We start from the raw sequence: 21,142 nt of genomic DNA on the forward strand, positions 1-21,142 counted from the left end.
AGAAAAAGCCGGCCTCGCTTGGAGACCGGCTTCTTCGTTTCTTGAACCCGCAATCAGTTCACATCGCCGGCACGTATTTCCCGTCCTTCACTGTCAGCAGGATCCGCGAGCGGTCGTCCAGTCCGTAACGGTCTTTTTCGGTCCAGTTGTAGACGCCCTGGGTCGCGGCGATTTCCTTTTCGCTGATGAAGGCCTGACGGATGCCCTCTCGGAATTCCGGCGTGCCGGGCTTGCCGGCCTTCAGCGCCACCGGGATGACGCGCTTCAAGACTTCGAAGGCGTCGTAGGAGTGGCCGGCGAACTGGCTGCGGCTGTTCGGGCCATACTTCGCCTCATAGGCGGTGTTGAGCGCAAGGCCCGGCTTCTTGGTCAGCGCCGAGTCCGGCTGGGTCTCCGGCGACATCACCGGACCGGACGCCATGATCACGCCTTCCGCGGCTGCACCGGCGATGCGGATGAAGTCCATGCTGGCGGCGCCGTGGGTCTGGTAGATCAGCCCCTTGTAGCCGCGCTCGCGCAGCGCGCTCTGCGGCAGCGCCGCGGCGGTGCCGGACGCACCGACCAGAATGGCGTCGGGGTTGGCGGCGACGAGTTTCAGCACCTGGCCCGCGACAGACGTATCCGGACGCGCAAAGCGCTCCTCGTCGATCATGGTCAGACCCATCGGCACGGCCTGCGCCTTGAAGTCGTTGACCCAGAGGTCGCCATAGGAATCCGAGTAGCCGATATAGCCGACGGTCTTGATGCCATGCGCCTTCATGTGCTCGTAGAGCACCTTGCCCATGATCGGGATCGACTGCGGCAGGTCGACCGACCACTTCATGCGCGCTTCGTTGATCGGGAACGGCGCGAGGCCGAAATGCGGAATGCCGGCCTCGTTGGCGACCGTCGACACCGCGATCGTCGGCGGCGTGGTGCACGAGCCCATGATGATGTCGGCCTTGGATTCGGTGACGAAGCGCCGCGCATTGGTGGTCGCCGCTGTCGGGTCGCCGCCGTCATCGAGCACGATCAGCTTCAGCGGCACGCCGCCGATCTCCTTCGGCACGAAATCGAGCGCGTTACGCTCGGGAATGCCAAGCGCTGCCGCAGGCCCCGTTGTCGAAATCGAGATACCGATGGTGATTTCGGTGGTCTGCGCCGACGCCTGCGAACCCGGCAACGCGAGCGTCGCCGCAACCGCCGCCGCGGCGAGATAGGCCTTCTTCATTCAATCCTCCCTGAAGGTATGCTTTTTTGGGTTTAAACCAGTTTTGTGGGCCGTTTCAGCCCCTTCTTTAGGTCATGACAGCGCACACGTCAGCCCTTCATGAAACGGTCAACAATCTCCTGCGGAAACGGCGCCGATTTCAGTTTGTTGGGATCGTCCGGATGCCTGCCGACCAGCACGCGGGTCTCGAATGCTTCGATCGCCAGCGCTTCGCCCTTGAACACCCTGTGCACCACCTCGAAGCTCGAGCGCCTGATGCTGTCGATCCGGCTCTCGATCGTGATCCAGTCGCCATGGGTCGACGGGATGTGGAATTTCGCCCGCGTATCAACCATGGGAATACCGACCAGGCCGTATTTCCGGATGATATCCTGCTTCGAGAAACCGGCAGCTTCGAACATGATCGAGGTCGAGTCGTCGAACATCGCGAAGTAGCGCGGATAGTAGACGATATTTGCGGGGTCGCAATCGCCCCACTGAATCTGCACATCGCGCCGATGGACGAACATGATTTACCCTCAATCATGATGCGATCGTGATCACGGAAGCCGGCGGCGCCGGCGCATAAAGCATCTCGATCAGCGAGCTGCGATGCTCGAGCACCGCGCGCTGGTTGATCGATCCTTTGTCGGTGACCTCGCCGCGATCGATCGACAGCGGCGCATCGAGCAGCATCGCGCGTGCGATGCGGTTCGACGAGCCGGTGGCGCTGGCGAAAAACCGCGTGAAGCGCTCGCGAAAGGCGGCACGGACGTGCGGATCGGCCGCTGCCGCGGCGATGTCGTTGGCGGCAAGGGCGGGATTGATCAGGCGGCAACCGTCCAAATCGAGGATCACGAGAGCGGCGATTTCGTCACGATTGATGCCGGCGATCACGACGTCACGCACCAGCGGCGCACAGGTGCCGACGAAGCGCGCGCGCAAGGGGCCGACACTGACCCAGGTGCCGCTCGCAAGCTTGAAATCCTCGGCGATACGGCCGTCGAAATCGAAGCCCGCGTCGAAGTCGTTCGGATCGGCCGGCCGCAGCGCGTCGCCGAACTTGTAGAAGCCTTCCTCGTCGAACGCCTTGGCGGTCAGCTCCGGCTGACGCCAATAGCCCGGCGTGACGTTTGGCCCCCTGGCGCGAACCTCCAGCTTGCCGTTGTTCGGCACAAGCTTGGCGTCATTGCCCGGCACGGGGAGACCGACATGGCCCGAACGGCTGGTGTCGGGACGGACCGACATGAAGAACGGCGAGGTCTCGGTCGCGCCCAGGCCAGTCAGGACAGGCACGCGATAACCCTTCTCCCGCACCGCGAGTTCGTCGAAGCTGTTCCAGATGAATGGCGACAGTGCCGCGCCCGAGAAGAACATCGCATGGAGGCGATCAAAGAATCTTGCCCGCAAGGCAGCATCGTCGCGCAGGTAGGGCAGCAGCGATTCGTAGCCCTTCGGCACGTTGAAATAGACCGTCGGCGAAATCTCGCGCAGGTTTCGCACCGTCTCCTCGATGCCGCCGGGCATCGGCTTGCCTTCGTCGAGATACATCGAGCCTCCGTTGTACAGCGTGAGCCCGATATTGTGGTTGCCGCCAAAGGTGTGATTCCAGGGCAGCCAGTCGACGATGACCGGCGGCTCGTCCTTGAGGAACGCGAGAGTCTCGCGCAGCATTACCTGGTTGGCGCAGATCATGCGCTGGGTATTGACGACAGCCTTCGGATTGCCCGTCGAGCCCGAGGTCAGCAGGAATTTCGCGATCGTATCCGGGCCTATGCCTTCGTTGATGGCATCGAGGCGCGCATCTTCCGGCGTAGCGACGAGATCGGCGAGCCGCGTTACACTGCGGCCGGGGAGAGCACCCCGGGTCGCGGCGATCTCGACGCGCGGCGGCACATTCGCAAGCAGCGCAGCCGCGAATTTGTCGGCGTCGTCGATGAAGACGAGGCCCGGCGTCAGCAGCCTGATCAGGAAGTTGAGCTTGCCAAAGTCGCGCGACACCAGCGAATAGGCCGGCGAGACCGGGCAGAAGGGAATGCCGGCATAGAGCGCGCCGAACGCGATCAGCGCGTGATCGATCGAATTGCCCGACAGGATCACGATCGGCCGCTCGGCCGAGAGTCCGCGCCCGATCAGCGCGGACGCGATGTGCCGCGAGGTCTCCAGCAATCGCGCGTAGGTGATCTGGCGCCAGCCGCCGCCGGCATTGCGCTCGGCCATGAATACGCGGTGCGGCTCGACCCTGGCCCAATGATGCAGACGGTCGGTGATGCGCGTCGGATAGGCGGCGAGCTTCGCCTTCGGGCGCAGGTAAATCGTGCCGTCGTCGCGACCCTCGATCGTGACCGCGGGATTGCCGAACGAAATCGGCCGCAGCGGATGCGCGCCCTCGGCGGGACCGATCAGGCTCCACCGCGCGCTCATGTCGGCTTCACCTTCGCGGTCTTGCGATCGAGAAATGCGCGGATGCGCTTCTTGGCTTCCTTGTCGCTCTGCGCCACGGTCGCCATCAGCGATTCCATCAATAGACCCGTTTGCGGGTTGGCCTCCGCGATCATCGGCAGCGCCTGCAGCACGGCGAAATTGGTCAGCGGCGCGTTCGCCGCGACGCGTTCGGCGAGTTCCAGCGCCTTCGACAGCGCGCCGTCCGCTTCGGTGAGATATTGCGAGAAACCATACGCCGCGCCCTCGGTCGCGGAATAGACGCGGCCGGTGAGCATCATATCGGTCATCCGCGGCACGCCGATCAGCCGCGGCAGCCGCACGGAACCTCCGCCGCCGACGAAGATGCCGCGCTGGCCCTCGGGCAGCGCGAAATAGGCCGACGGCTCGGCGACGCGGATATGCGCCGCGCAGGCAAGCTCGAGCCCGCCGCCGATCACCGCGCCCTTTAGCGCGGCGATCACAGGCACGCGGCAATACTGGATGCGGTCGAACACGCGATGCCACATCCGCGAGTGCACGAGACCTTCGGTCGCATCTCGCTCGGTCAGTTCGGAAAGGTCGAGGCCGGAGGAGAAGTGATCGCCGATGCCATGGATGACCACGGCGCCGATCTCGTCTGAAATCGCCGAAAAGCAATCCCGCAGCGCCAGAATGATGCCGTCGTTCAGCGCATTGCGCTTGGCGGGACGGTTGAGCCCCACGACCAGCACCGCACCTCGCGTCTCGATCTCGAGCGGCAAGGCATCACTCGCGGTGGAGGCGGCGTTTCCCATCGCTATTGCTTCCTCTCCAGAATAGTTATGTTTTATAACGATAGAGAGAAGAGTCAATACGTGGCGGCTGGCTCCCACCGTGCGGAACACTTTGGCTTCCCCCTTCAGGGAAGGATGAAGACTGTTACAACACCTGATGCACGTCGATTACGACGCGATCGGCGTGACGGGCGGCGGAGGCGATGAAGATGTGCTCCATCAGCCAGCGGTATTTCTCACTGCCCGTCTCGAATCGCGGCACGGTGCGGAAGTAGATCAGTTGCGGGTCGACCGGTTCGCCGCGCTTCAGCTTTTGCAACAGCTCAACCGGCCCGAAGCGGATGCCCCTGTTCTCGACATAGACCACCGCGCCGTCGTCGGTCTCGAAGGCGTATTTGGCTTCCAGATCGATCAGCTCGTTCGGCCGGACGATCTGGAAGTCGGCGCCGAAGCTCAAAACCTTGCCGTTGATCCTCTCGCCCTTCACCTCGCCGCCGATGATCGGGATGATACGGCGGACGCCGCTACCGGTCTCGCCCGCCGACGTCACCGGGCCGATCAACGCGGTGATGGTGAAGGCGTATCGGGTCTGGATCTCTGGTGTCATGAATTTAGCCGATCATGCGTTGCGGCAGCCACGTCGCGAGCAACGGGAACAGGATCAGAATCACGAGCCTGATCAGGTCGGTCACCACGAAGGGTAGCACGCCGACGAAGATCGTCGACATGTTGACATCCTTGATGACGCTCTTGATCACGAACACGTTCATGCCAACCGGTGGATGGATCAGGCCGAGCTCGACCGTCATGACGATGACGATGCCGAACCAGATCGGATCGAAGCCGAGCGAGGTCACGACCGGGAACACGATCGGCACCGTGAGGATCACCATCGCCATCGCGTCCATCAGGCATCCGAGCACCAGGTACATCAAGAGGATCAGCGCCAGCACGCCATAGGGGCCGATGCCGAGCCCGGTGAGGAAGGTGGTCACGTTCTGCGGCGTTTGGGTGATGGTAAGGAAATAGCCGAAGCAGAGCGCGCCGATCAGCACGGTGAACACGGCCGCCGCGGTGCGCGTCGACTGCAGCAGCGATTGCAGGATGCCGTCCCTGGTGAGCTTGCCTCTGATGATGCCGATGATGAAGGCGCCGACGGCGCCGACGGCACCGGCTTCAGTCGGGATGAAGAAGCCGCCATAGAGGCCGCCGATCACGAACAGAAACAGCAGCAGCGGCGACCAGACGTCGCGCAGCGCGACCAGGCGCTCGCGCCACGACGCCCGCTTGCCGGCCGGCAGGAAGCCCGGCCGCGCGACGCCGATGATGCCGATCGTGATCATATGCATGAGAATCGCGAGCAGGCCCGGCACCACGCCGGCGATGAAGAGCTTGCCGATGTCCTGCTGGGTGATGATGCCGTAGACCGCGAGCACGGTGGACGGCGGCAGCATTGCCCCCAGCGTGCCGCCGACCGCGATCACGCCGGTCGCAAAGGATTGCGGATAGCCGAAGCGTCGCATCTCGGGATAAGCGACCGCCGAGAAAGTCGCGGCGGTCGCGACCGAGGAGCCGGAGATGGCGGCAAAACCGCCGCAGGCGGCGATAGTCGCGATACCAAGCCCGCCCCTCCAGTGCCCGACGAAGGTGTTGGCGGCGCGGAACAGCTCGCGGCTGATGCCCGAGACCGAGACGAACGCTCCCATCAACAGGAACATCGGGATCACGCCGAAGGAATAATCCGTCACCGTGCGCATGGTGGTCTGGCCGACCAGCTTCAGCGCCGGCGCGAATCCGGTGAGGTAGCCAAAGCCGGTGATGCCGACGAGGCCCATCGCCATGCCGACGGGCACGCGCAACAGCATCAGCACGAACAGGCTGACAAAGCCGACGACGGCAACGGTCTCGTTGCTCATTGCCGCCTACTCCGCGGTCTTGATCTTGACGTCATGGATGTCTTCCGGATGGAAGACCAGCCGGTAGGTGCGGATCGCGATCAAGAGCACCGCGGAGACGTCGCCGATCCACGACACCAGGAAGAACGGCCAGATCGGAACGCCCAGATCCATGGTGACGATATGGCCGTTCTTGGTATCGATCACCTTATCGATCAGCGTGTAGGTCTGCACCGTCACCACGAACAGCAGCACCAGCGTCGCAAAGATATCGATCCAGCGCTGGTAGCGCGGCGAGGCATTGGCCCAGACCAGATCGACGGTAATGTGGGTGCCGCGATAGCTCGTCGCCGCGATCCCCCAGAAGATCAGGATGCCGAGCAGGAACTGGCCGAAATTGTAATAATCGGGAATCGTCACCGCGAAGAATTTGCGCATGAACACTGCTGTGAACGTGTTGAGCGCAACAATGCCGACGAAGAACGCCGCGATCCATTCGATCGAATCGATGAAGCGGTCCATGATATTCTTGTGTGCCGGTCCGGGCGGACCGATAAGCGCGCCGTCTTGGGTCATTTCGGAATTAGCCGCCATGGTTTCGAACGATCATGTCAGGAACCTTCATTCCGGGACGCTCGCCACGCGAGCGAACCCGGAATTTGGATTGTCGGCAGGAAATTCTCAGATGTGCAATCGCACATCGCAGTTCGCGCTGGCGTGCGCCCCGGAATGACGAGATCAGATCCCCGCCTCGAACTTCTTCAGCTTGGCCTGCAGATCGGCCTCGATTGCGGCCGCGTCGCCGCCCGCCTTCTTCACCGCCTCCACCCAGCTATCGCGCAGCGGCTTGACCGCCTTTTTCCACTCCGCAAGCTGATCCGCGGTGAGCGGATAGACCTCGTGGCCCTCGAGCGCCTTCATCTTGGTGCGGCCATTGGCCTCGAAATCGGTCCAGGGATCGGTGACCTTGGAGGCCCATTCGGGCGTGCAATGGTCGTCGATCACCTTCTTTTGGGCGTCCGACATCGAATTGTATTTGGCAAGGTTGATATTGTAGGTGAACACCGTTGAATAGAGCGGCACATCCATGTGGTACTTCACCACCTTGTCGATGCCGAACAGGAAGATCGAACCCCAGGGGAAGGTGATCGCGTCTGCCACACCCCGCTCGATCGCGTCACGCGATTCCGGCGCCGAGGCCTGCACATTGGTGCCGCCGAACATCTTCACCATCTCCCCGATCGTGCTCTGCGCCGGACGCACCTTCACGCCGTTGAGGTCGCTCGGCAGCAGGATCTTCTTCTTGCCGTGCAGCGCGCCGGGATCGTGGATGAACGCGAAGCAGAGCTTGGTGTCCTTCATCTCGGTCGGCGCGTATTTGTGGTACCACTCGTTCAGCGCCAGCGTGCCCTTCTTGCCGTCGGAGAAGGTAAATGGAAGCTGGCCGGCGGCCGCGATCGGAAATCGGCCGGGCTGGTAGCCGGGATTGACATAGGTGACATCGGCAATGCCGTCGCGCGCCATGTCGTAATGGTCGAATGCCTTGCCGAGCTGCTCGGAGGGGAACACCGTGACCTTGATGGTGCCGCCCGACGCCTTCTCGATGTCGGCGGCCCAGGCCTGCGTCGCCGGCACCAGCGGATGCGCCGGTGGCACCCACAGCGATACCTTGAGATTGACAGTCTTGTCCTGCGCCAAGGCGGGCCCAAACGCCGGCGCGACCCCAGCGACTACGAGAAGCGCCAACAAGGTCTTTTTCATCGCATCCTCTCCCTCTGCATGACGGCAGGCTTCACATGCCCGGTCTCATTAGTTAACATGTTATATAGTCTGCACCTTTGTTCAAGGTGAAACGCTCCCCGCCCCGACGCAATACCGGCCGCTTCGACACCTCGCGTTGCGGCGAACGCATTTCCGCCCGGACGCGCTTTGCGAAGACTGTTATATGATATAATTACCATGGCAAGCTGACGACGGCCGCCCGCGGCGCGGGCGCGTTGCTCAAGCCTACCGTATCGGGAGGAGCAGGTATTGCGGACAAAAGTAGCAATCATAGGCGCAGGTCCGGCCGGACTGTTGCTTGGGCAACTACTTCACAATTATGGCGTGGACAACGTCATTCTGGAACGGCAGACCCCCGACTACGTGCTCGGGCGAATCCGCGCCGGCCTGCTCGAAGAGGGCACGGTGTCGCTGCTCGACAAGGTCGGTGCCGCCAGCCGCCTGCATAGTGAGGGCCTGGTCCATCACGGCGTCGAACTGGCGTTTGCCGGGGCGCGGCACCGCATCGACATGCATGCCGCGACCGGAAAGACAGTCACGATCTACGGCCAGACCGAGGTCACCCTCGACCTGATGAACGCGCGCAAGGCGGCCGGCCTCACCTCGATCTACTCAGCGGCCGACGTGAAACCGCATGATTTCGATACCGACAATCCGCGCGTCACCTACGTGAAGGACGGCGTCAGCCACGAAATCGCCTGCGATTTCATCGCCGGCTGTGACGGGTTCCATGGCATCAGTCGCACCAGTGTTCCGGCATCGGCCATCACGAGCTATGAGCGTGTCTATCCGTTCGGCTGGCTCGGCATCCTCTCGGAGACACCTCCAGTCTCGCCCGAGCTGATCTACAACAACCATGAGCGCGGCTTCGCACTCTGCACCATGCGCTCGACCCACCGCAGCCGCTATTACGTGCAGTGCCCACTCGACGATCATGTCGACCAATGGTCGGACGAGCGGTTCTGGGACGAATTGAAGCGCCGCCTCGACCAGAAGGCGGCCGACGAGCTCGTCACCGGCCCCTCGATCGAGAAAAGCATCGCGCCCCTCCGCAGCTTCGTCGCCGAGCCGATGCGGTTCGGCCGATTGTTTCTTGCGGGCGATGCCTCGCATATCGTGCCGCCGACCGGCGCCAAGGGCCTGAATCTCGCAGCCAGCGACGTACACTACCTCTCGCAGGCCTTTCTCCAATTCTACGACGAAAAATCCGCGGCCGGGATCGACGGCTACTCGGCAAAAGCACTGGCGCGGGTCTGGAAGGCGGTGCGCTTTTCGTGGTGGATGACCTCGATGCTGCACAAATTCCCCGACGAGGGCGAATTCGCGGCGCGCATCCAGATCGCCGAGCTGGACTATCTGGTGAGTTCGAAGGCCGCGTCGACCTCGCTGTCGGAGAATTATGTGGGGCTGCCGTTCTAGCCTGGTCCAGGCTAGGATGTGCACTCATAAAGCCGTAGACGTCAGGTTCTGACGAAAGCCGCGACGCACCTCCACTCCGCGCTTGGTGGATCGTTCGAGCGCACGATTCATTCCTCACTCGACTTCAAGGCCAGTCGAGTCTGCGTCGTTCTGCGATTCTGGAAGTCAGAAAGGCTCTCCCCAAGTCCGGCACTACGAGTAGAGCGCATCGCAAGACATTGGACAGCCTTGCTGTCGCAACAGACCACTCTCGGCATCGTTGACGCGGCATGATTCATCTCAGTCAATATCTTCGCAAGCACATTGCCTTCAGTCGATCGTGAAACACGGTGCGTTTTCCTTGCATGAACTCTTGTTCGGTAGGTAGATTGGCCATCTTGGAAAAACAAAAGCAGGATGCACGACCTCCAGATCAAGGTTCAACACCGGCCAATGGTTGTCGTGGCCTCTAAAGGCTGACCTCGGCAGGCCCTGCCAACACCAGACCGGATCCACCCCTTGCGCGAAATTCCGGCGTCATCCTGATGCAGCGCTGGCGTTCGCGGTTGTTGGAAAGTGACATCTAGGCTGTGCTCGTGTGGCATGTGCTGCGGGTAATTTCCATCTATGGAGACCGATTTTCTCTTTCGTCCGTTCAAATAACAAAACTGGAGGGAGAAATGGCCGTAACTCAAGACTTTGACGCCGTCGTCATCGGTGCAGGCTTTTCTGGCCTGCACATGCTGAAGTCGCTAAGGGACAAGTTGGGGTTGAAGGTGCGGGTCTATGAAACCGGCGAAAGCGTTGGCGGTACCTGGTACTGGAACCGCTACCCCGGCGCGCGCTGCGATTCTGACGCCTACATTTATTGCTTCACCTGGGACAAGCAGCTCCTGCAAGATTGGGAATGGTCCGAACGCTATCCCGAGCAGCCCGAAATCCTCAATTACCTGGAGCATGTTGCCAAACGCCACGACCTGAAACGCGATATTCAATTCAATACGAGCGTGACGAGCGCGGAATTCGACGAGACAACCAACCTGTGGACGGTGCATACCGACACAGGGGAAACGGTTACGGCGCGTTACCTCATGCCGGCCGTAGGCACTTTGTCGACCACGAACATGCCTCAGTTCAAGGGCTTGGAGAAATTCGAGGGCAAGTGGTACCACACCAGTCGCTTCCCTCACACCGGCATTGACTTCACCAACAAGCGCGTGGGCGTGGTCGGCACCGGCGCCACTGCGGTACAGGCCATTCCCGAAATTGCGCAGCAGGCCAAGCAACTCACCGTGTTCCAGCGCACCGCCAACTACTGCGTGCCGGCGCGCAACGGCAAGGTGGACCCCGAATTGGTCAAGGCCCGAAAGGCGGACTATGAGGGTATCGCCAAACGAATCCGGGAATCGTTCTTCGGCCAGGAGCATTACTTCATTCCGAAGTCGGTGCTCGAGGCAACACCCGCGGAGCGGGAGCGTGAATTCGACAGGATGTGGGACGCCGGCGGATTCGCCTTCTGGTTGGCCAACTATCAGGACATGTTCTTCTCGCAGGAGGCCAATGACATCTGCGCCGACTACATCAAGCGCAAGATCCGCAAGACTGTGAAAGACCCGGTCGTCGCCGAAAAGCTGATACCAAAGGGCTACGCCTACGGCACCAAGCGTCAGCCGCTGGACACCAATTACTACGAGACATTCAACAAGGACAACGTGGTGCTGGTCGATGCAAAAACCGACGGCGGGATTGACGAGATCACCGAAGCGGGCATCCGCGCAGGCGGCAAGGAATATCCCCTCGATATCATCGTTTTTGCGACCGGTTTCGATGCCATGACCGGCCCGCTGAAGGCGCTGAAGCTAAAAGGCCGTGACGGACGCACGCTGGATCAGGAGTGGCGCGACGGACCGCACACTTACCTTGGCATTTCGGTCGCCGGCTTTCCCAACCTGTTCACTATCACCGGCCCGCAAAGCCCTTCTGTGTTGTCCAACATGCCGGTCTCGATTGAGCAGCATGTGGAATGGATCACCGATTGCATCGAAGCCATGCGCAAGACCGGAAAGACCACCATCGAGGCGATGCCTGCGGCGCAGGACCAATGGGTTGCGCATGTCAACGAAATCGTCAACGCGACGCTGATGACCAGCGCCAACTCCTGGTACATGAGCGCCAACATCCCCGGCAAGCCGCGCGCCTTCTTGCCCTATCTGGGACCGGAAGGCGTCGGTGGCTACAGGAAGAAGTGTGACGAGGTCGCAGCCAGAGGCTACGAAGGATTTGAATTGGCGTAACCGGACGTAAACAACTGAAATAGGGCGGGAAGGCATCAGCCTTGCCGCCCACAAATGCCGTCGGGAGGACATAATGATCGAGAACAGCTACTACTCGCAGGACGTGCACGGCCCCTACGAGCTTCACGACATCGGCAATCTCGATTTGGAAGAAGGCGGCACGATTCGCTCATGCAAACTTGCCTATGCAACTTTCGGCAGGCTCAATGCTGCGAAAGATAACGCCGTTCTCATCCCCACCTGGTACTCCGGCACAAACAAAATCATCGAGCAGGTGTATGTCGGTCAGGGCCGCGCCCTCGATCCCGACAAGTATTTCATCGTTGTCGTCAATCAGATTGGCAATGGTCTTTCATCTTCACCGCACAACACACCGGCGCCGGGCGGGATGGGAAATTTTCCCCGTGTGCGCATCGGAGATGATGTGCGTGCGCAACACAAGCTTCTCACGGAAAAATTCGACTTGAAACGTCTCGCGCTTGTTGTTGGTGGCTCAATGGGCGCACAACAGACCTACGAATGGGCGGTACGCTACCCCGACATGGTGAAGCGCGCTGCGCCTATCGCCGGCACCGCCAAGAACACCATCCACGATTCTCTTTTCACGGAAACGCTGGTCGAGGCGATCACATCCGACCCGGGCTTTAATAAAGGCTTTTACGCGTCGTCGGTCGACGTGAGGGAAGGCCTGCTGCGCCACGCTAAAATGTGGGCCGTTATGGGTTGGAGCACGGAATTTTTCCAGCAAGACCGGCACAAGGCGTTGGGCTTTTCGTCGATGGACGATTTCATCATAAACTTCATGAACGGCTATTTCAGCGTCATGGACCCCAACGATTTGCTGTGCATGGCATGGAAATGGCAGCGCGGCGACGTCAGCCGCCACACCGGCGGCGATCTACGAGCAGCGTTGGGCCGGATCAAAGCCAAGACGTTTGTCATGCCGATGTCTTCGGACATGTTCTTCCCTCCATCCGATTGCCAGGCCGAATGGCGGTTGATTCCGAATGCTGAGTTTCGGCCGATCCAAACCGTCGATGGCCATCTTGCACTTTTCGGTGCTGATCCAAACGCTATCGGTCAGCTCGACAAGCACTTAAGCGAATTGCTTGCGTCAGAAGTCTAGCTCGCGAGCTACGGCGGGTCGCGTGAACCCTGAAGCTTGCACTTCGCGGGTATTCTGTTTCCGCGAATGTCCGGTTTGCGCAGGCGCCGTAGCCCCGTTTTTAATGCTGTGGACGGCTCCTCCGCCGGCGCGAGAGCGTCAAATGGCCTTTCAAACAGCCGCGCAAATCCCGTTTAAAACTTTGTAGGTGGTGAAAGCGTCATCGACATCGCGTTCAATGGGCCAGCAAAACGCCAATGCGCGAGCCGCACATGACTATCGAAACGTCCGTCACCACCGACGTCCCCGCGGGCTTCGAGCCACATTTCCGCAAGAGCCCGCTCACGGAGCCCTGGGAGCCGCTTTATTCGAAGAAGACCGACAAGGCCGTCATCATCGGACTGCGGCTGGCAAAGCCGCACACCAACGGCCGCGGTCTGATCCATGGCGGCCTGATCGCTGCGCTTGCCGACAACGCGATGGGCTACAGCTGCGCACAGGCGACGGGCTGGAAGACTACGTTTGTCACAATCTCGCTGGCAGTCGATTTCATCGGCACTGCCGATATCGGACAATGGCTCGCCGTCGAGTCCGACGTGATCAAGACCGGCAGCACGATCTGCTTCGCGCAGAGCCTGATCAGGGCCGACGATGTGACGATCGCACGCGCCAACGGCACGTTCCGCGTGGTGCCGAAGAAGGAGCCTGTAGGCTAGCGGAAATGCCAGTCGCTGATCTCCGTCGCGAGATCGATGAAGGTTCGCACCTTGGCTGACAGAAGCCGCGAGGTCGGATAGACGATGTGGATCGGCATCGCCGGCGGCGCAAAATCCGCGAGCACCACCCTCAACCGCCCGGCCTTCAGCGATTCGGCGGCCTGATAGGCCATCACCCGTGTCAGCCCGCCGTCCTGTTCGGCATAGTGGACGGCGGCATCCGAGCTGTTGGTGGTGAAACGTGGCGAACTGGAGACGCGGATCTCCTGGCCGTCCTCGATGAAACGCCAGTCGAGCGCGGCGGTCATGGCGCCGAACTGGATCGTGTCGTGCCCGGAAATATCCGATGGCCGCGCCGGCTCGCCACGCGCCCGCAGATAGCCAGGCGAAGCCACCACGATGCGAGGCATCTCGCCGACATGGCGCGCCACCAAGGTCGAATCGGGCAGATGTCCGATCCTGACCGCGAGGTCGACGCCGTCTTCAACCAGGTTGATCATGCGGTCCGACAGGCGCAGATCGACGGCGACATCGGGATAACGCTTCAGAAAGGCCGATACAACCGGGCTGACATGCAGCCGACCGAAACCCATCGGGGCCGAGATCACCACGCGCCCCTCCGGGCGCGTGCGTTCACCCTCGACGGCGTCTTCGGCCTCCTCGACATCGGCGAGGATCCGGCGCGCCCGCTCGAGGTAGCGTGAGCCTGCGTCGGTCAAAGTGACCTGACGCGTAGTCCGCTGCAGCAGCCGAGCGCCGAGGTGCTCCTCAAGGGCCGCGACCATCCGCGTGACGGCGGACGGAGACGATCCGAGCTTCCGCGCTGCAGGAGCAAAGCCCTGCAGATCGGCCACGACGACGAAGGCCTGCATAGCGTCGATCCGGTCCATGCGACTATTGCATATTCAGCAACAGTGTAGTGTCAACTATCCGAATTGCTTAAATTTCGGAAACGTCCACTTTAACAGCGGCGCATGATTTTGACCCCATGACGGGAGATGCAGATGGCAGACGCGCAGCCCAATGTCGGCGATGTCCTGTTCAGCGCGGCGGTAAAAGCGATTCAGACCCGCAAGGGCTCACGCGAGGCCTTTGCCCGTGTCGATGAGCGCGGCGGTTGGCGCACTGAGATCGACGAGAACCTCGCCGGTTTCCTCACCAACGCCAACAGCTTCTATTTCGCGACCGCCTCGGCCGATGGCCAGCCCTACATCCAGCATCGCGGCGGACCCAAGGGATTCATCAAGATCCTCGACAAGAATACGATTGCGTTTGCCGACTACAGTGGCAACCGACAATACATCACCCAGGGCCATCTGTCGGAGAACCCCAAGGCTTATATCTTCGTGATGGACTATGCGCACCGCCGCCGCGTCAAGATCTGGGGTGAGGCTCATGTCGTCGAGGATGACCCTGCATTGACGCAGGCGCTGATGCCGCAAGGCTACAGGGCGCGGCCGGAGCACGTCATATTGTTCAAGATAGCGGCGTGGGATACCAATTGCCCGCAGCACATCCCGCAGAAGTTCGACGCCGCTGACGTCGCCGCGGCGCTTGCCGCACGCGACGCGCGGATCGCGGAGCTGGAGGCCGAACTCGCCGCACTCAAGCGCCAGCCGGTACCAGTCACGACGGGTTAGCCGCGCCGTTTCCCAGCGAAGTGGATGCCGGTTCGCGCAAGGAAAACCAAACAAGGAGCACTCAATCGGAACCGACAATACTCTACGCTGCCTGCTGCAGCGGTGCCCAGGCGAATTCCGGATAATATTGCAGCATCATCCGGTCGACATAGGTGACGAGGTTTCCGAACTTCTCGGTGCGCTCTCGCAATGGGGAGGAGAAGAACGGCGTCAGGACTCCGGCGAGCGCGCCGAACGCGGTGGCGTCAGTACCGCAGGGCGCTTCGCCCATCAGGTAGGGCTTGTCACCGAGTTGCACCGAGAGAGCAAACAGCGAGCGCATCGCGAGATCGACGTCTTCGTCGGGCGCGTGGCGGCCGAGCCCACTCAACAGATAGTTCTCGGCGACACGGAATTGAGCGTCCTCGCGCAGCTTGTCGCGCAAGTGGTCGGGCGCCGCGTCGAAGAAATGCGCCGGCCCCTTGGCGAAATTGGTGTCGTCGACCCATCGCGCGCCGACCAATGCCCAATAGACGTGATGCTCGATCATGCGCTCGAAGGCCCAGGCCTGTGCGCGCGCCTGAAGGCTCAAGGGCGCGTCGAAGTCGAAGCCGTATTTGCCCTCGAGATGGGCGCGGATAAAGGTCGAATCGGCAATCGCTTCGCCGTCATCGGCGATGAACGGCAACTGGCCCTTGGGCGAGGCCGGCGGCATCGCCGTTTCCTTGCGATACTCAAGCCCGGCCATCTTGAGCTGGACCTCGGTCTTGGTCACGAACGGGCTGATTTCGGGTAAGCCGAAGCCCGCGCCAAAGCCGTAAAGCGTAATCATGGGAAACTCCCGATTGCCTGGTTTCGCGAGCGACGCTAGCGCCCGCCTGCTGCCACCATGGTGTCAGCAGCAGTGGCATTCCCCGTCGAACGGGCCGACGGGAGCGAAGCGGCGAACCGCTTCGCGAACCCGTTTGGCAATACGCGCCCGCCCATGTGACCAGGCCGCGCTGACCGCCTGCGCCAGCGCCACAACCAGGGCCCAGCGCAGATCGCCGGAGGTGGAGTAGACTGTGGTCAGTTGTTCCAGCGCGAAGGTCTGCGCCTGCCGGAAACCATGCTCTTCAAGATTCGTCATGGACAAATTCCCTTCACTTGAGGTGTTGTCCTGGTATAGGCCCCACCTGCTGCCAACATGCTGTCAGCAGCAGCGCGGCAGGATGCAAAAAAGACGAGCCAAGAGATCGATCGAGAGCCCAGAGACCGACTATGAGACGCGCCGACCGGCTGTTTCAGATCATCCAGGTGCTCCGCCGCACCCGAAAGCCCCTGACGGCAGATGCGATCGCGGCCGAGCTCGAGACGTCGAAGCGAACGATCTATCGCGACATCGCGACGCTGATCGAGCAACGCGTGCCGATCCGTGGCGAGGCTGGCATGGGCTACATTCTGGAAAAGGGTTTCGACCTGCCGCCCCTGATGCTGACGCCGGACGAGATCGAGGCCTGCGTGCTCGGCGCGCAATGGGTGATCGGCCACGCCGACCCGGCGCTGGGGCGTGCCGCCGAGGACCTGATGGCCAAGATCGCCGAGACGGTGCCCGACCGGCTGCGGCCGTTTGTGCTGGAACCGGCGAGCCGGGCCCGATCGGCGTGGAACCGGGAACCGGACCGCATCGACATGGTCAAGACCCGCGCCCAGATCCATGAGGGCAAGAAGATCACGCTGAACTATCGCGACGAGCATGGCCGCGACTCAGAGCGCACGATCTGGCCGATCGCGGTCGGCTATCACGAGGCAGTGCGGCTGCTCGCAGCCTGGTGCGAGCTGCGCAAGGACTTCCGCAGCTTCCGCACCGACCGGGTCGTCGCGGCGATCTACCATGACGAGAAATATCCGGAGCGGCGCGATCTCCTGCGCGCGCGATGGCGCCGCAGCCTCGTATGGGAAGCGCCGAGGGATACCTGATGACCGCAAGCGACATCGACGCCGTGGACGAGGGCCCCTGCCAATCCTGCGGTGCCTGCTGCAGCTATTCGCAGAACTGGCCGCGCTTCACCATTGAGGACGACGCGCAGCTCGAGCTGATCCCGGCGCAATTCGTGAATGAGCGGCTGTCGGGCATGCGCTGCAACGGCGAGCGATGCGCGGCGCTGTCGGGCGAAATCGGGGTGGCGACGCGGTGCGACATCTATGCGGTTCGGCCGGAAGTGTGCCGGACCTGCGTGCCCGGCGATGTGGAATGTGCGATGGCGCGGCGGCGCCACGGGCTGCCGCTCATCTGAGGCACTGCAAGCAGACCTGCGGGCCTACGCCGTCACCACATCACCGAAGTCTTCATCGTCGAGCTCATCGACGAGCGGCACAAAGGTCGAGAGCGGCTTGGTCGACAGCGTGATCGGCTTGCGGCTGCCGTGCGGTGCGGCGGCGCGCACGGGCTCGCGTGACAGCGCGTAAAGGGTCGAGCCGACTCGGCCGCCGAAAAACACCAGCTCGCGCTCGGCGCAGCTCGTCGCAATTGCCAGCGCCAGCGCGTGCAGATGGCTGCGGCGATAGCAGAACAGCGCCAGCCTCGCCCGGATGTCAGGTGACACGTTTGCCACCAGAAGCGACAGGCCGTTGGGATTGGCGCGGTACATCTGGCCGAGCAGTTCTTCACCGACCGGACAGGCATCGTTGTCGAAGGCGTCACGGCTTGAAAACATTGCGGTTCCCCCTGTACGCGAAGATGCCGCGCAATTCTCTAACGAAGGGTTAACCACGGGCCCCGGTCGTCATCCGAACCCCTTGCCCGTTGCGGGCGAATCACATCCGCGGATCGCGAGCGGCTGATTCGGGTCTCTACACTGCTCGGGTCAGGTCGCCGCAAGGACGGCCCGGGGACTCAATTGGCCGCCATGTAGATCGACAGCGCGAAGCCGGTGAGATGGTGCAGCGCCTGATCGACACCGATCAGGGTCCAGAACCAGGGATGCCCGGACTCAAGCGTCACGCCGAAATGCGAGGCGCAGATTCCCTTGGCGCGGTCGACCAGGATGTGGATGACAAAGTCGACGAAGGCGACGTACCAGAAGCGCGGCGCAACGATGAGGATCAGGACCAGCCCGACTGCGAGGTGGACGAGGCAGTGCGCAAGCAGCGGCATCGCCCAGCCGGTCTTCTGGTCCTTGCCGATCGCCATCCAGGAGGTCTGAAGCATGAAGTCCGCGATGATGTGCTTCGCGGTGAGAAGCAGCATCCAACCCACCAGGGCACCAACCGACACTGACGATGACATGGAGGGAAGCAACAAGCTGACGCCCTTCGCTGGGGTGAATGTGATCGCAAGAAATCCGGGTCAGGCCGTCAGCACAACTTCACAAACTCGGACAAGGCTGGTCTCATTTATGACATCTCCGACGGCGGAATGCACCTGTGAGTAGTCGCAAATACACCCTCGAACCGCGATGATGATGCGGCATCGCGGCAACGGCGCCACAAGTTAACGTTACTGCCCTCGGTCGATTTGCATTCCCTCCGAGGAGCGATATCATTCATGGACTGTGAAATTTTCTTTCTTTTATAGGCGTTTACGATTTCAACCGAGCTAATGCCCGTCGGTCAAGGCGCGGCAAACGGTCTCGGGACGGGTGATAAGCCATGAGCGCTGATGCCCCCACGCCACCATCGCCGGCACGGCCACGCCCTCGCGCCGGAGTTGTGAAGAGCAACCGCTTTCAAATCGTTACCTTCTCCCTGCTCACTCTAATTCTGACCGCTGCGACCGTCTGGGGCGGCCGCACCTGGCTGCGCAATTCCGAGACCGTAGTATTTGCGGTCGGTGATGCCAACGGTCCGGAGGCGAAGTTTGCCGCAAAGCTCGCCGCCGTCCTGAAGAACGATTCGTCGCGGCTCAAACTGAAGATCGCGCCGAATCCCGACAGCGCCAAGGCGCTGGCGCAGTTCGACCGCCGCGATGCCGGCCTTGCGATCCTGCGCGCCGACGCCAAGGTGCCGCCGCGCGCCCGCGCGATTGCTATCCTCGAACGCGACGTGGTGCTGGTGCTGAGCCCGGGCGGCAAGAAGATCAAATCGGTCACCGACCTCAAAAAGAAGAAGATCGCCGTCGTCGGCGACGGCGATAACAACGTCAACTTCGTCCGCAACGCGCTCGATATTGCCGACAGTCCCGATGCTGCGCAGCGGGTACAGCAGGCGCCGTCGAACACCCCCCTGGAAAAGCTGTTCGCTGCGGGCTTTGGCGCGGTGATCGCAATCGAGCACACCTCGAAGATCATGAAGGACAAGACCTACGAGCAATATGCCAGGCGCGGCGGAGGCTTCACCTTGAACGCGATCGATGCGGCCAAAGCGCTCGCGCGCAAACATCCGGCGATCTCGGAGGAGACGGTCTCGACCGGCCTGCTTTCGTCCTCTCCCGCCATTCCCGACGACGAGATCGATACCATCGGGCTCGAATGGCTTCTGATCGCGCAATCATCGATGCCGACCGCGACGGCAACCGAGCTTGCGCGCATCGTCTATGAGAACAAGTCCGATCTCGCGCTCGATGACGGCTTCGCCTCCAAGATCGAGCCGGCGGAGACCGACAAGGATGCCTTCATCATCGCCCATCCGGGCGCCGCCGATTACATCAATGACGACACCAAGTCGTTCATGGATCGCTACAGCGATATGATGTATCTCGGCGTCGCCGCGCTCAGCATCATCGGCTCGATCTTCGCCGCGATCTACACCAAGATCACCCGCATCGCGCCGGAAAGGGCCGGCGAACTGGCTACCGCCATCCTCGACATCGGCGAGCGCACCGAGCACGCCAAATGCATCGGCCAGCTCGACGAGCTGCAGGACGAGCTCGAGACGCTGCTGCGTAAAGCGGTGATAGGCTTGCGCGACGGCACCATCAAAAGCGACGGCCTCGATACGTTCAAGCTCGGCTACGAATTCGTCCGCGACGAGATCGCGCTGCGCCGCGACCATCTCAATCGCCACCCGTCACCGCCGGACGATAATGTCGTGGTGGTGAAAGCCGCTCAGAGCGCGTGAGGGGGCGCGACAATCCGTCGCAGGATATCCCCTTTTGTGTGGTTGGTGCGGCGGGCGGGCCGCCGCCAGACGGCAACCCGCCTCACCCGGCTGCGGCGTCCGTCGTGCCGGCGGCATCCAGTTGCCGTCCCTCGTGGTCCATATGCAGATAGTTCGGATTGAACAGGCCGGCGCGCATCAAGCGGTCCAGATTGGGGACCGCAAGGGTCTTCCCCTTCAGCACGATCAGATCGGCGGCGCGCAGCTCCTGCAGGGTGCGATTGACATGGACCTTGGAGAGGCCGGTTGCATCGGCCAGATCAGCCTGGGTCAGCGGAAAATCGCAGCTGTCGCCGTTGGTCAGCCCGGCAAGCCTCAGGCGCAGCCAGATCTCGCAGAGCAGGTGGGCCATACGTTCCAACGCGGTGCGCTGGCCGAGATTCATCGTCCATTCGCGCTGGATCGCGGCATTGACGAGAGTCTCCCACCAGAAGGCCATGACGATTCGCGGATGTCCGGCGGCCACCTGTTCGAAGAACTCGCGGGAGAGATCGGCAATCGAAACCGAGGTGACGGTGCCGATCGAATGATCCATCTCGCGCAGGATGAAAACATTCACGTCGCAAATGTCGCCGGGCAGGAAGAATGATACCACCTGCCGACGGCCATCTTCCAATTGCTTGTAGCGGTAGGCCCAGCCGGACAGGATCAGGTGAACGTCCTTGGGTTTCTCGCCCTCGCGCACGATATCGACTCGCGGTCCGAAATGGCGCACGCGCTCTGACGACGCTCGATTGAGGATGGCATGATCCAGCGGCGAGAGGCGAACGAATTGCTCCAATTTCCGGACTAGCGATGCCAATGACATGGTCTCCCCCTACGCTCATGGGGTAACCGCCGGACGGATTTCAATAACGTATGTTATATTCCA

Annotated in this window: 22 protein-coding genes; 8 read left to right on the forward strand and 14 right to left on the reverse strand. The window is 61.7% G+C overall.

The window, feature by feature from the left end; genetic code table 11:
• Positions 1–58 precede the first annotated feature (58 nt).
• The 8 genes from JQ553_RS01590 to JQ553_RS01625 form a co-directional block, all read right to left on the reverse strand.
• On the reverse strand, positions 59–1,210 hold the full coding sequence (locus JQ553_RS01590) for an ABC transporter substrate-binding protein (protein WP_212498126.1): 1,152 nt from the start codon (positions 1,208–1,210) through the stop codon (positions 59–61).
• 89 nt (positions 1,211–1,299) lie between these two features.
• Positions 1,300–1,719: a thioesterase family protein gene (locus tag JQ553_RS01595; protein ID WP_212498127.1), complete on the reverse strand. Its 420-nt coding sequence runs from the start codon at positions 1,717–1,719 to the stop codon at positions 1,300–1,302.
• 13 nt (positions 1,720–1,732) lie between these two features.
• Positions 1,733–3,613: a feruloyl-CoA synthase gene (locus JQ553_RS01600; protein ID WP_212498128.1), complete on the reverse strand. Its 1,881-nt coding sequence runs from the start codon at positions 3,611–3,613 to the stop codon at positions 1,733–1,735.
• The gene (locus tag JQ553_RS01605) at positions 3,610–4,413 is read right to left on the reverse strand and encodes a crotonase/enoyl-CoA hydratase family protein (protein ID WP_409363030.1); all 804 of its coding nucleotides are present in this window, start codon (positions 4,411–4,413) and stop codon (positions 3,610–3,612) included. Before JQ553_RS01605 ends, JQ553_RS01600 begins: the two co-directional genes overlap by 4 nt.
• A 118-nt stretch (positions 4,414–4,531) precedes the next feature.
• Positions 4,532–4,993 (reverse strand): DUF3237 domain-containing protein, encoded by a 462-nt coding sequence (locus JQ553_RS01610; protein ID WP_212498130.1) that lies wholly within the window; start codon positions 4,991–4,993, stop codon positions 4,532–4,534.
• Between the two features lie 4 nt (positions 4,994–4,997).
• Positions 4,998–6,302 (reverse strand): TRAP transporter large permease, encoded by a 1,305-nt coding sequence (locus tag JQ553_RS01615; RefSeq protein ID WP_212498131.1) that lies wholly within the window; start codon positions 6,300–6,302, stop codon positions 4,998–5,000.
• A gap of 6 nt (positions 6,303–6,308) precedes the next feature.
• Positions 6,309–6,857 (reverse strand): TRAP transporter small permease, encoded by a 549-nt coding sequence (locus JQ553_RS01620; RefSeq protein WP_212498132.1) that lies wholly within the window; start codon positions 6,855–6,857, stop codon positions 6,309–6,311.
• Between the two features lie 162 nt (positions 6,858–7,019).
• Positions 7,020–8,042: a TRAP transporter substrate-binding protein gene (locus tag JQ553_RS01625; protein ID WP_212498133.1), complete on the reverse strand. Its 1,023-nt coding sequence runs from the start codon at positions 8,040–8,042 to the stop codon at positions 7,020–7,022.
• A gap of 270 nt (positions 8,043–8,312) precedes the next feature.
• Between JQ553_RS01625 and pobA the strand changes: the two genes are divergently transcribed.
• The 4 genes from pobA (at position 8,313) to JQ553_RS01645 (ending at position 13,576) form a co-directional block, all read left to right on the forward strand.
• Entirely contained in the window at positions 8,313–9,482 is a 1,170-nt protein-coding gene (pobA, locus tag JQ553_RS01630) for a 4-hydroxybenzoate 3-monooxygenase (RefSeq protein ID WP_212498134.1), read from the forward strand.
• Between the two features lie 575 nt (positions 9,483–10,057).
• Positions 10,058–11,755, forward strand: a complete 1,698-nt coding sequence (locus JQ553_RS01635; RefSeq protein WP_312015077.1) for an NAD(P)/FAD-dependent oxidoreductase — start codon at positions 10,058–10,060, stop codon at positions 11,753–11,755.
• A gap of 73 nt (positions 11,756–11,828) precedes the next feature.
• A complete protein-coding gene (locus JQ553_RS01640; RefSeq protein WP_212498135.1) occupies positions 11,829–12,881 on the forward strand; it encodes an alpha/beta fold hydrolase in 1,053 nt (350 codons plus the stop codon).
• Between the two features lie 251 nt (positions 12,882–13,132).
• Entirely contained in the window at positions 13,133–13,576 is a 444-nt protein-coding gene (locus JQ553_RS01645) for a PaaI family thioesterase (RefSeq protein ID WP_212498136.1), read from the forward strand.
• Here JQ553_RS01645 and JQ553_RS01650 read toward each other — a convergent pair.
• A complete protein-coding gene (locus JQ553_RS01650; RefSeq protein WP_212498137.1) occupies positions 13,573–14,466 on the reverse strand; it encodes a LysR family transcriptional regulator in 894 nt (297 codons plus the stop codon). The genes JQ553_RS01645 and JQ553_RS01650 overlap by 4 nt on opposite strands.
• Positions 14,467–14,580: 114 nt before the next feature.
• On the opposite strand from JQ553_RS01650, the gene JQ553_RS01655 reads away from it, so the two are divergent.
• Positions 14,581–15,216: a pyridoxamine 5'-phosphate oxidase family protein gene (locus JQ553_RS01655; protein ID WP_212498138.1), complete on the forward strand. Its 636-nt coding sequence runs from the start codon at positions 14,581–14,583 to the stop codon at positions 15,214–15,216.
• An 82-nt stretch (positions 15,217–15,298) separates the two neighbouring features.
• On the opposite strand, the gene JQ553_RS01660 is transcribed toward JQ553_RS01655, so the two are convergent.
• Positions 15,299–16,027, reverse strand: a complete 729-nt coding sequence (locus JQ553_RS01660; RefSeq protein WP_212498139.1) for a glutathione S-transferase family protein — start codon at positions 16,025–16,027, stop codon at positions 15,299–15,301.
• Between the two features lie 63 nt (positions 16,028–16,090).
• A complete protein-coding gene (locus JQ553_RS01665; protein ID WP_212498140.1) occupies positions 16,091–16,324 on the reverse strand; it encodes a hypothetical protein in 234 nt (77 codons plus the stop codon).
• Between the two features lie 131 nt (positions 16,325–16,455).
• Between JQ553_RS01665 and JQ553_RS01670 the strand changes: the two genes are divergently transcribed.
• Positions 16,456–17,154 carry a YafY family protein gene (locus JQ553_RS01670; RefSeq protein WP_212498141.1) on the forward strand — a complete coding sequence of 233 codons (699 nt, stop codon included), beginning with the start codon at positions 16,456–16,458 and terminating at the stop codon, positions 17,152–17,154.
• Positions 17,154–17,471 carry a YkgJ family cysteine cluster protein gene (locus JQ553_RS01675; protein WP_212498142.1) on the forward strand — a complete coding sequence of 106 codons (318 nt, stop codon included), beginning with the start codon at positions 17,154–17,156 and terminating at the stop codon, positions 17,469–17,471. The genes JQ553_RS01670 and JQ553_RS01675 overlap by 1 nt, the downstream gene beginning before the upstream one ends.
• Positions 17,472–17,495: 24 nt before the next feature.
• Here the strand turns inward: JQ553_RS01675 and JQ553_RS01680 are convergent, their stop codons facing one another.
• Entirely contained in the window at positions 17,496–17,891 is a 396-nt protein-coding gene (locus JQ553_RS01680) for a hypothetical protein (RefSeq protein ID WP_212498143.1), read from the reverse strand.
• A gap of 179 nt (positions 17,892–18,070) precedes the next feature.
• Positions 18,071–18,424 (reverse strand): DUF3307 domain-containing protein, encoded by a 354-nt coding sequence (locus JQ553_RS01685; RefSeq protein WP_212498144.1) that lies wholly within the window; start codon positions 18,422–18,424, stop codon positions 18,071–18,073.
• A 401-nt stretch (positions 18,425–18,825) separates the two neighbouring features.
• On the opposite strand from JQ553_RS01685, the gene JQ553_RS01690 reads away from it, so the two are divergent.
• The gene (locus JQ553_RS01690; protein ID WP_212498145.1) at positions 18,826–20,232 is read left to right on the forward strand and encodes a TAXI family TRAP transporter solute-binding subunit; all 1,407 of its coding nucleotides are present in this window, start codon (positions 18,826–18,828) and stop codon (positions 20,230–20,232) included.
• Between the two features lie 82 nt (positions 20,233–20,314).
• Here the strand turns inward: JQ553_RS01690 and JQ553_RS01695 are convergent, their stop codons facing one another.
• On the reverse strand, positions 20,315–21,073 hold the full coding sequence (locus JQ553_RS01695) for a Crp/Fnr family transcriptional regulator (RefSeq protein ID WP_212498146.1): 759 nt from the start codon (positions 21,071–21,073) through the stop codon (positions 20,315–20,317).
• Positions 21,074–21,142: the final 69 nt, after the last annotated feature.

This window comes from Bradyrhizobium lablabi, from assembly GCF_018131005.1.
Lineage (GTDB): Bacteria > Pseudomonadota > Alphaproteobacteria > Rhizobiales > Xanthobacteraceae > Bradyrhizobium > Bradyrhizobium lablabi_D.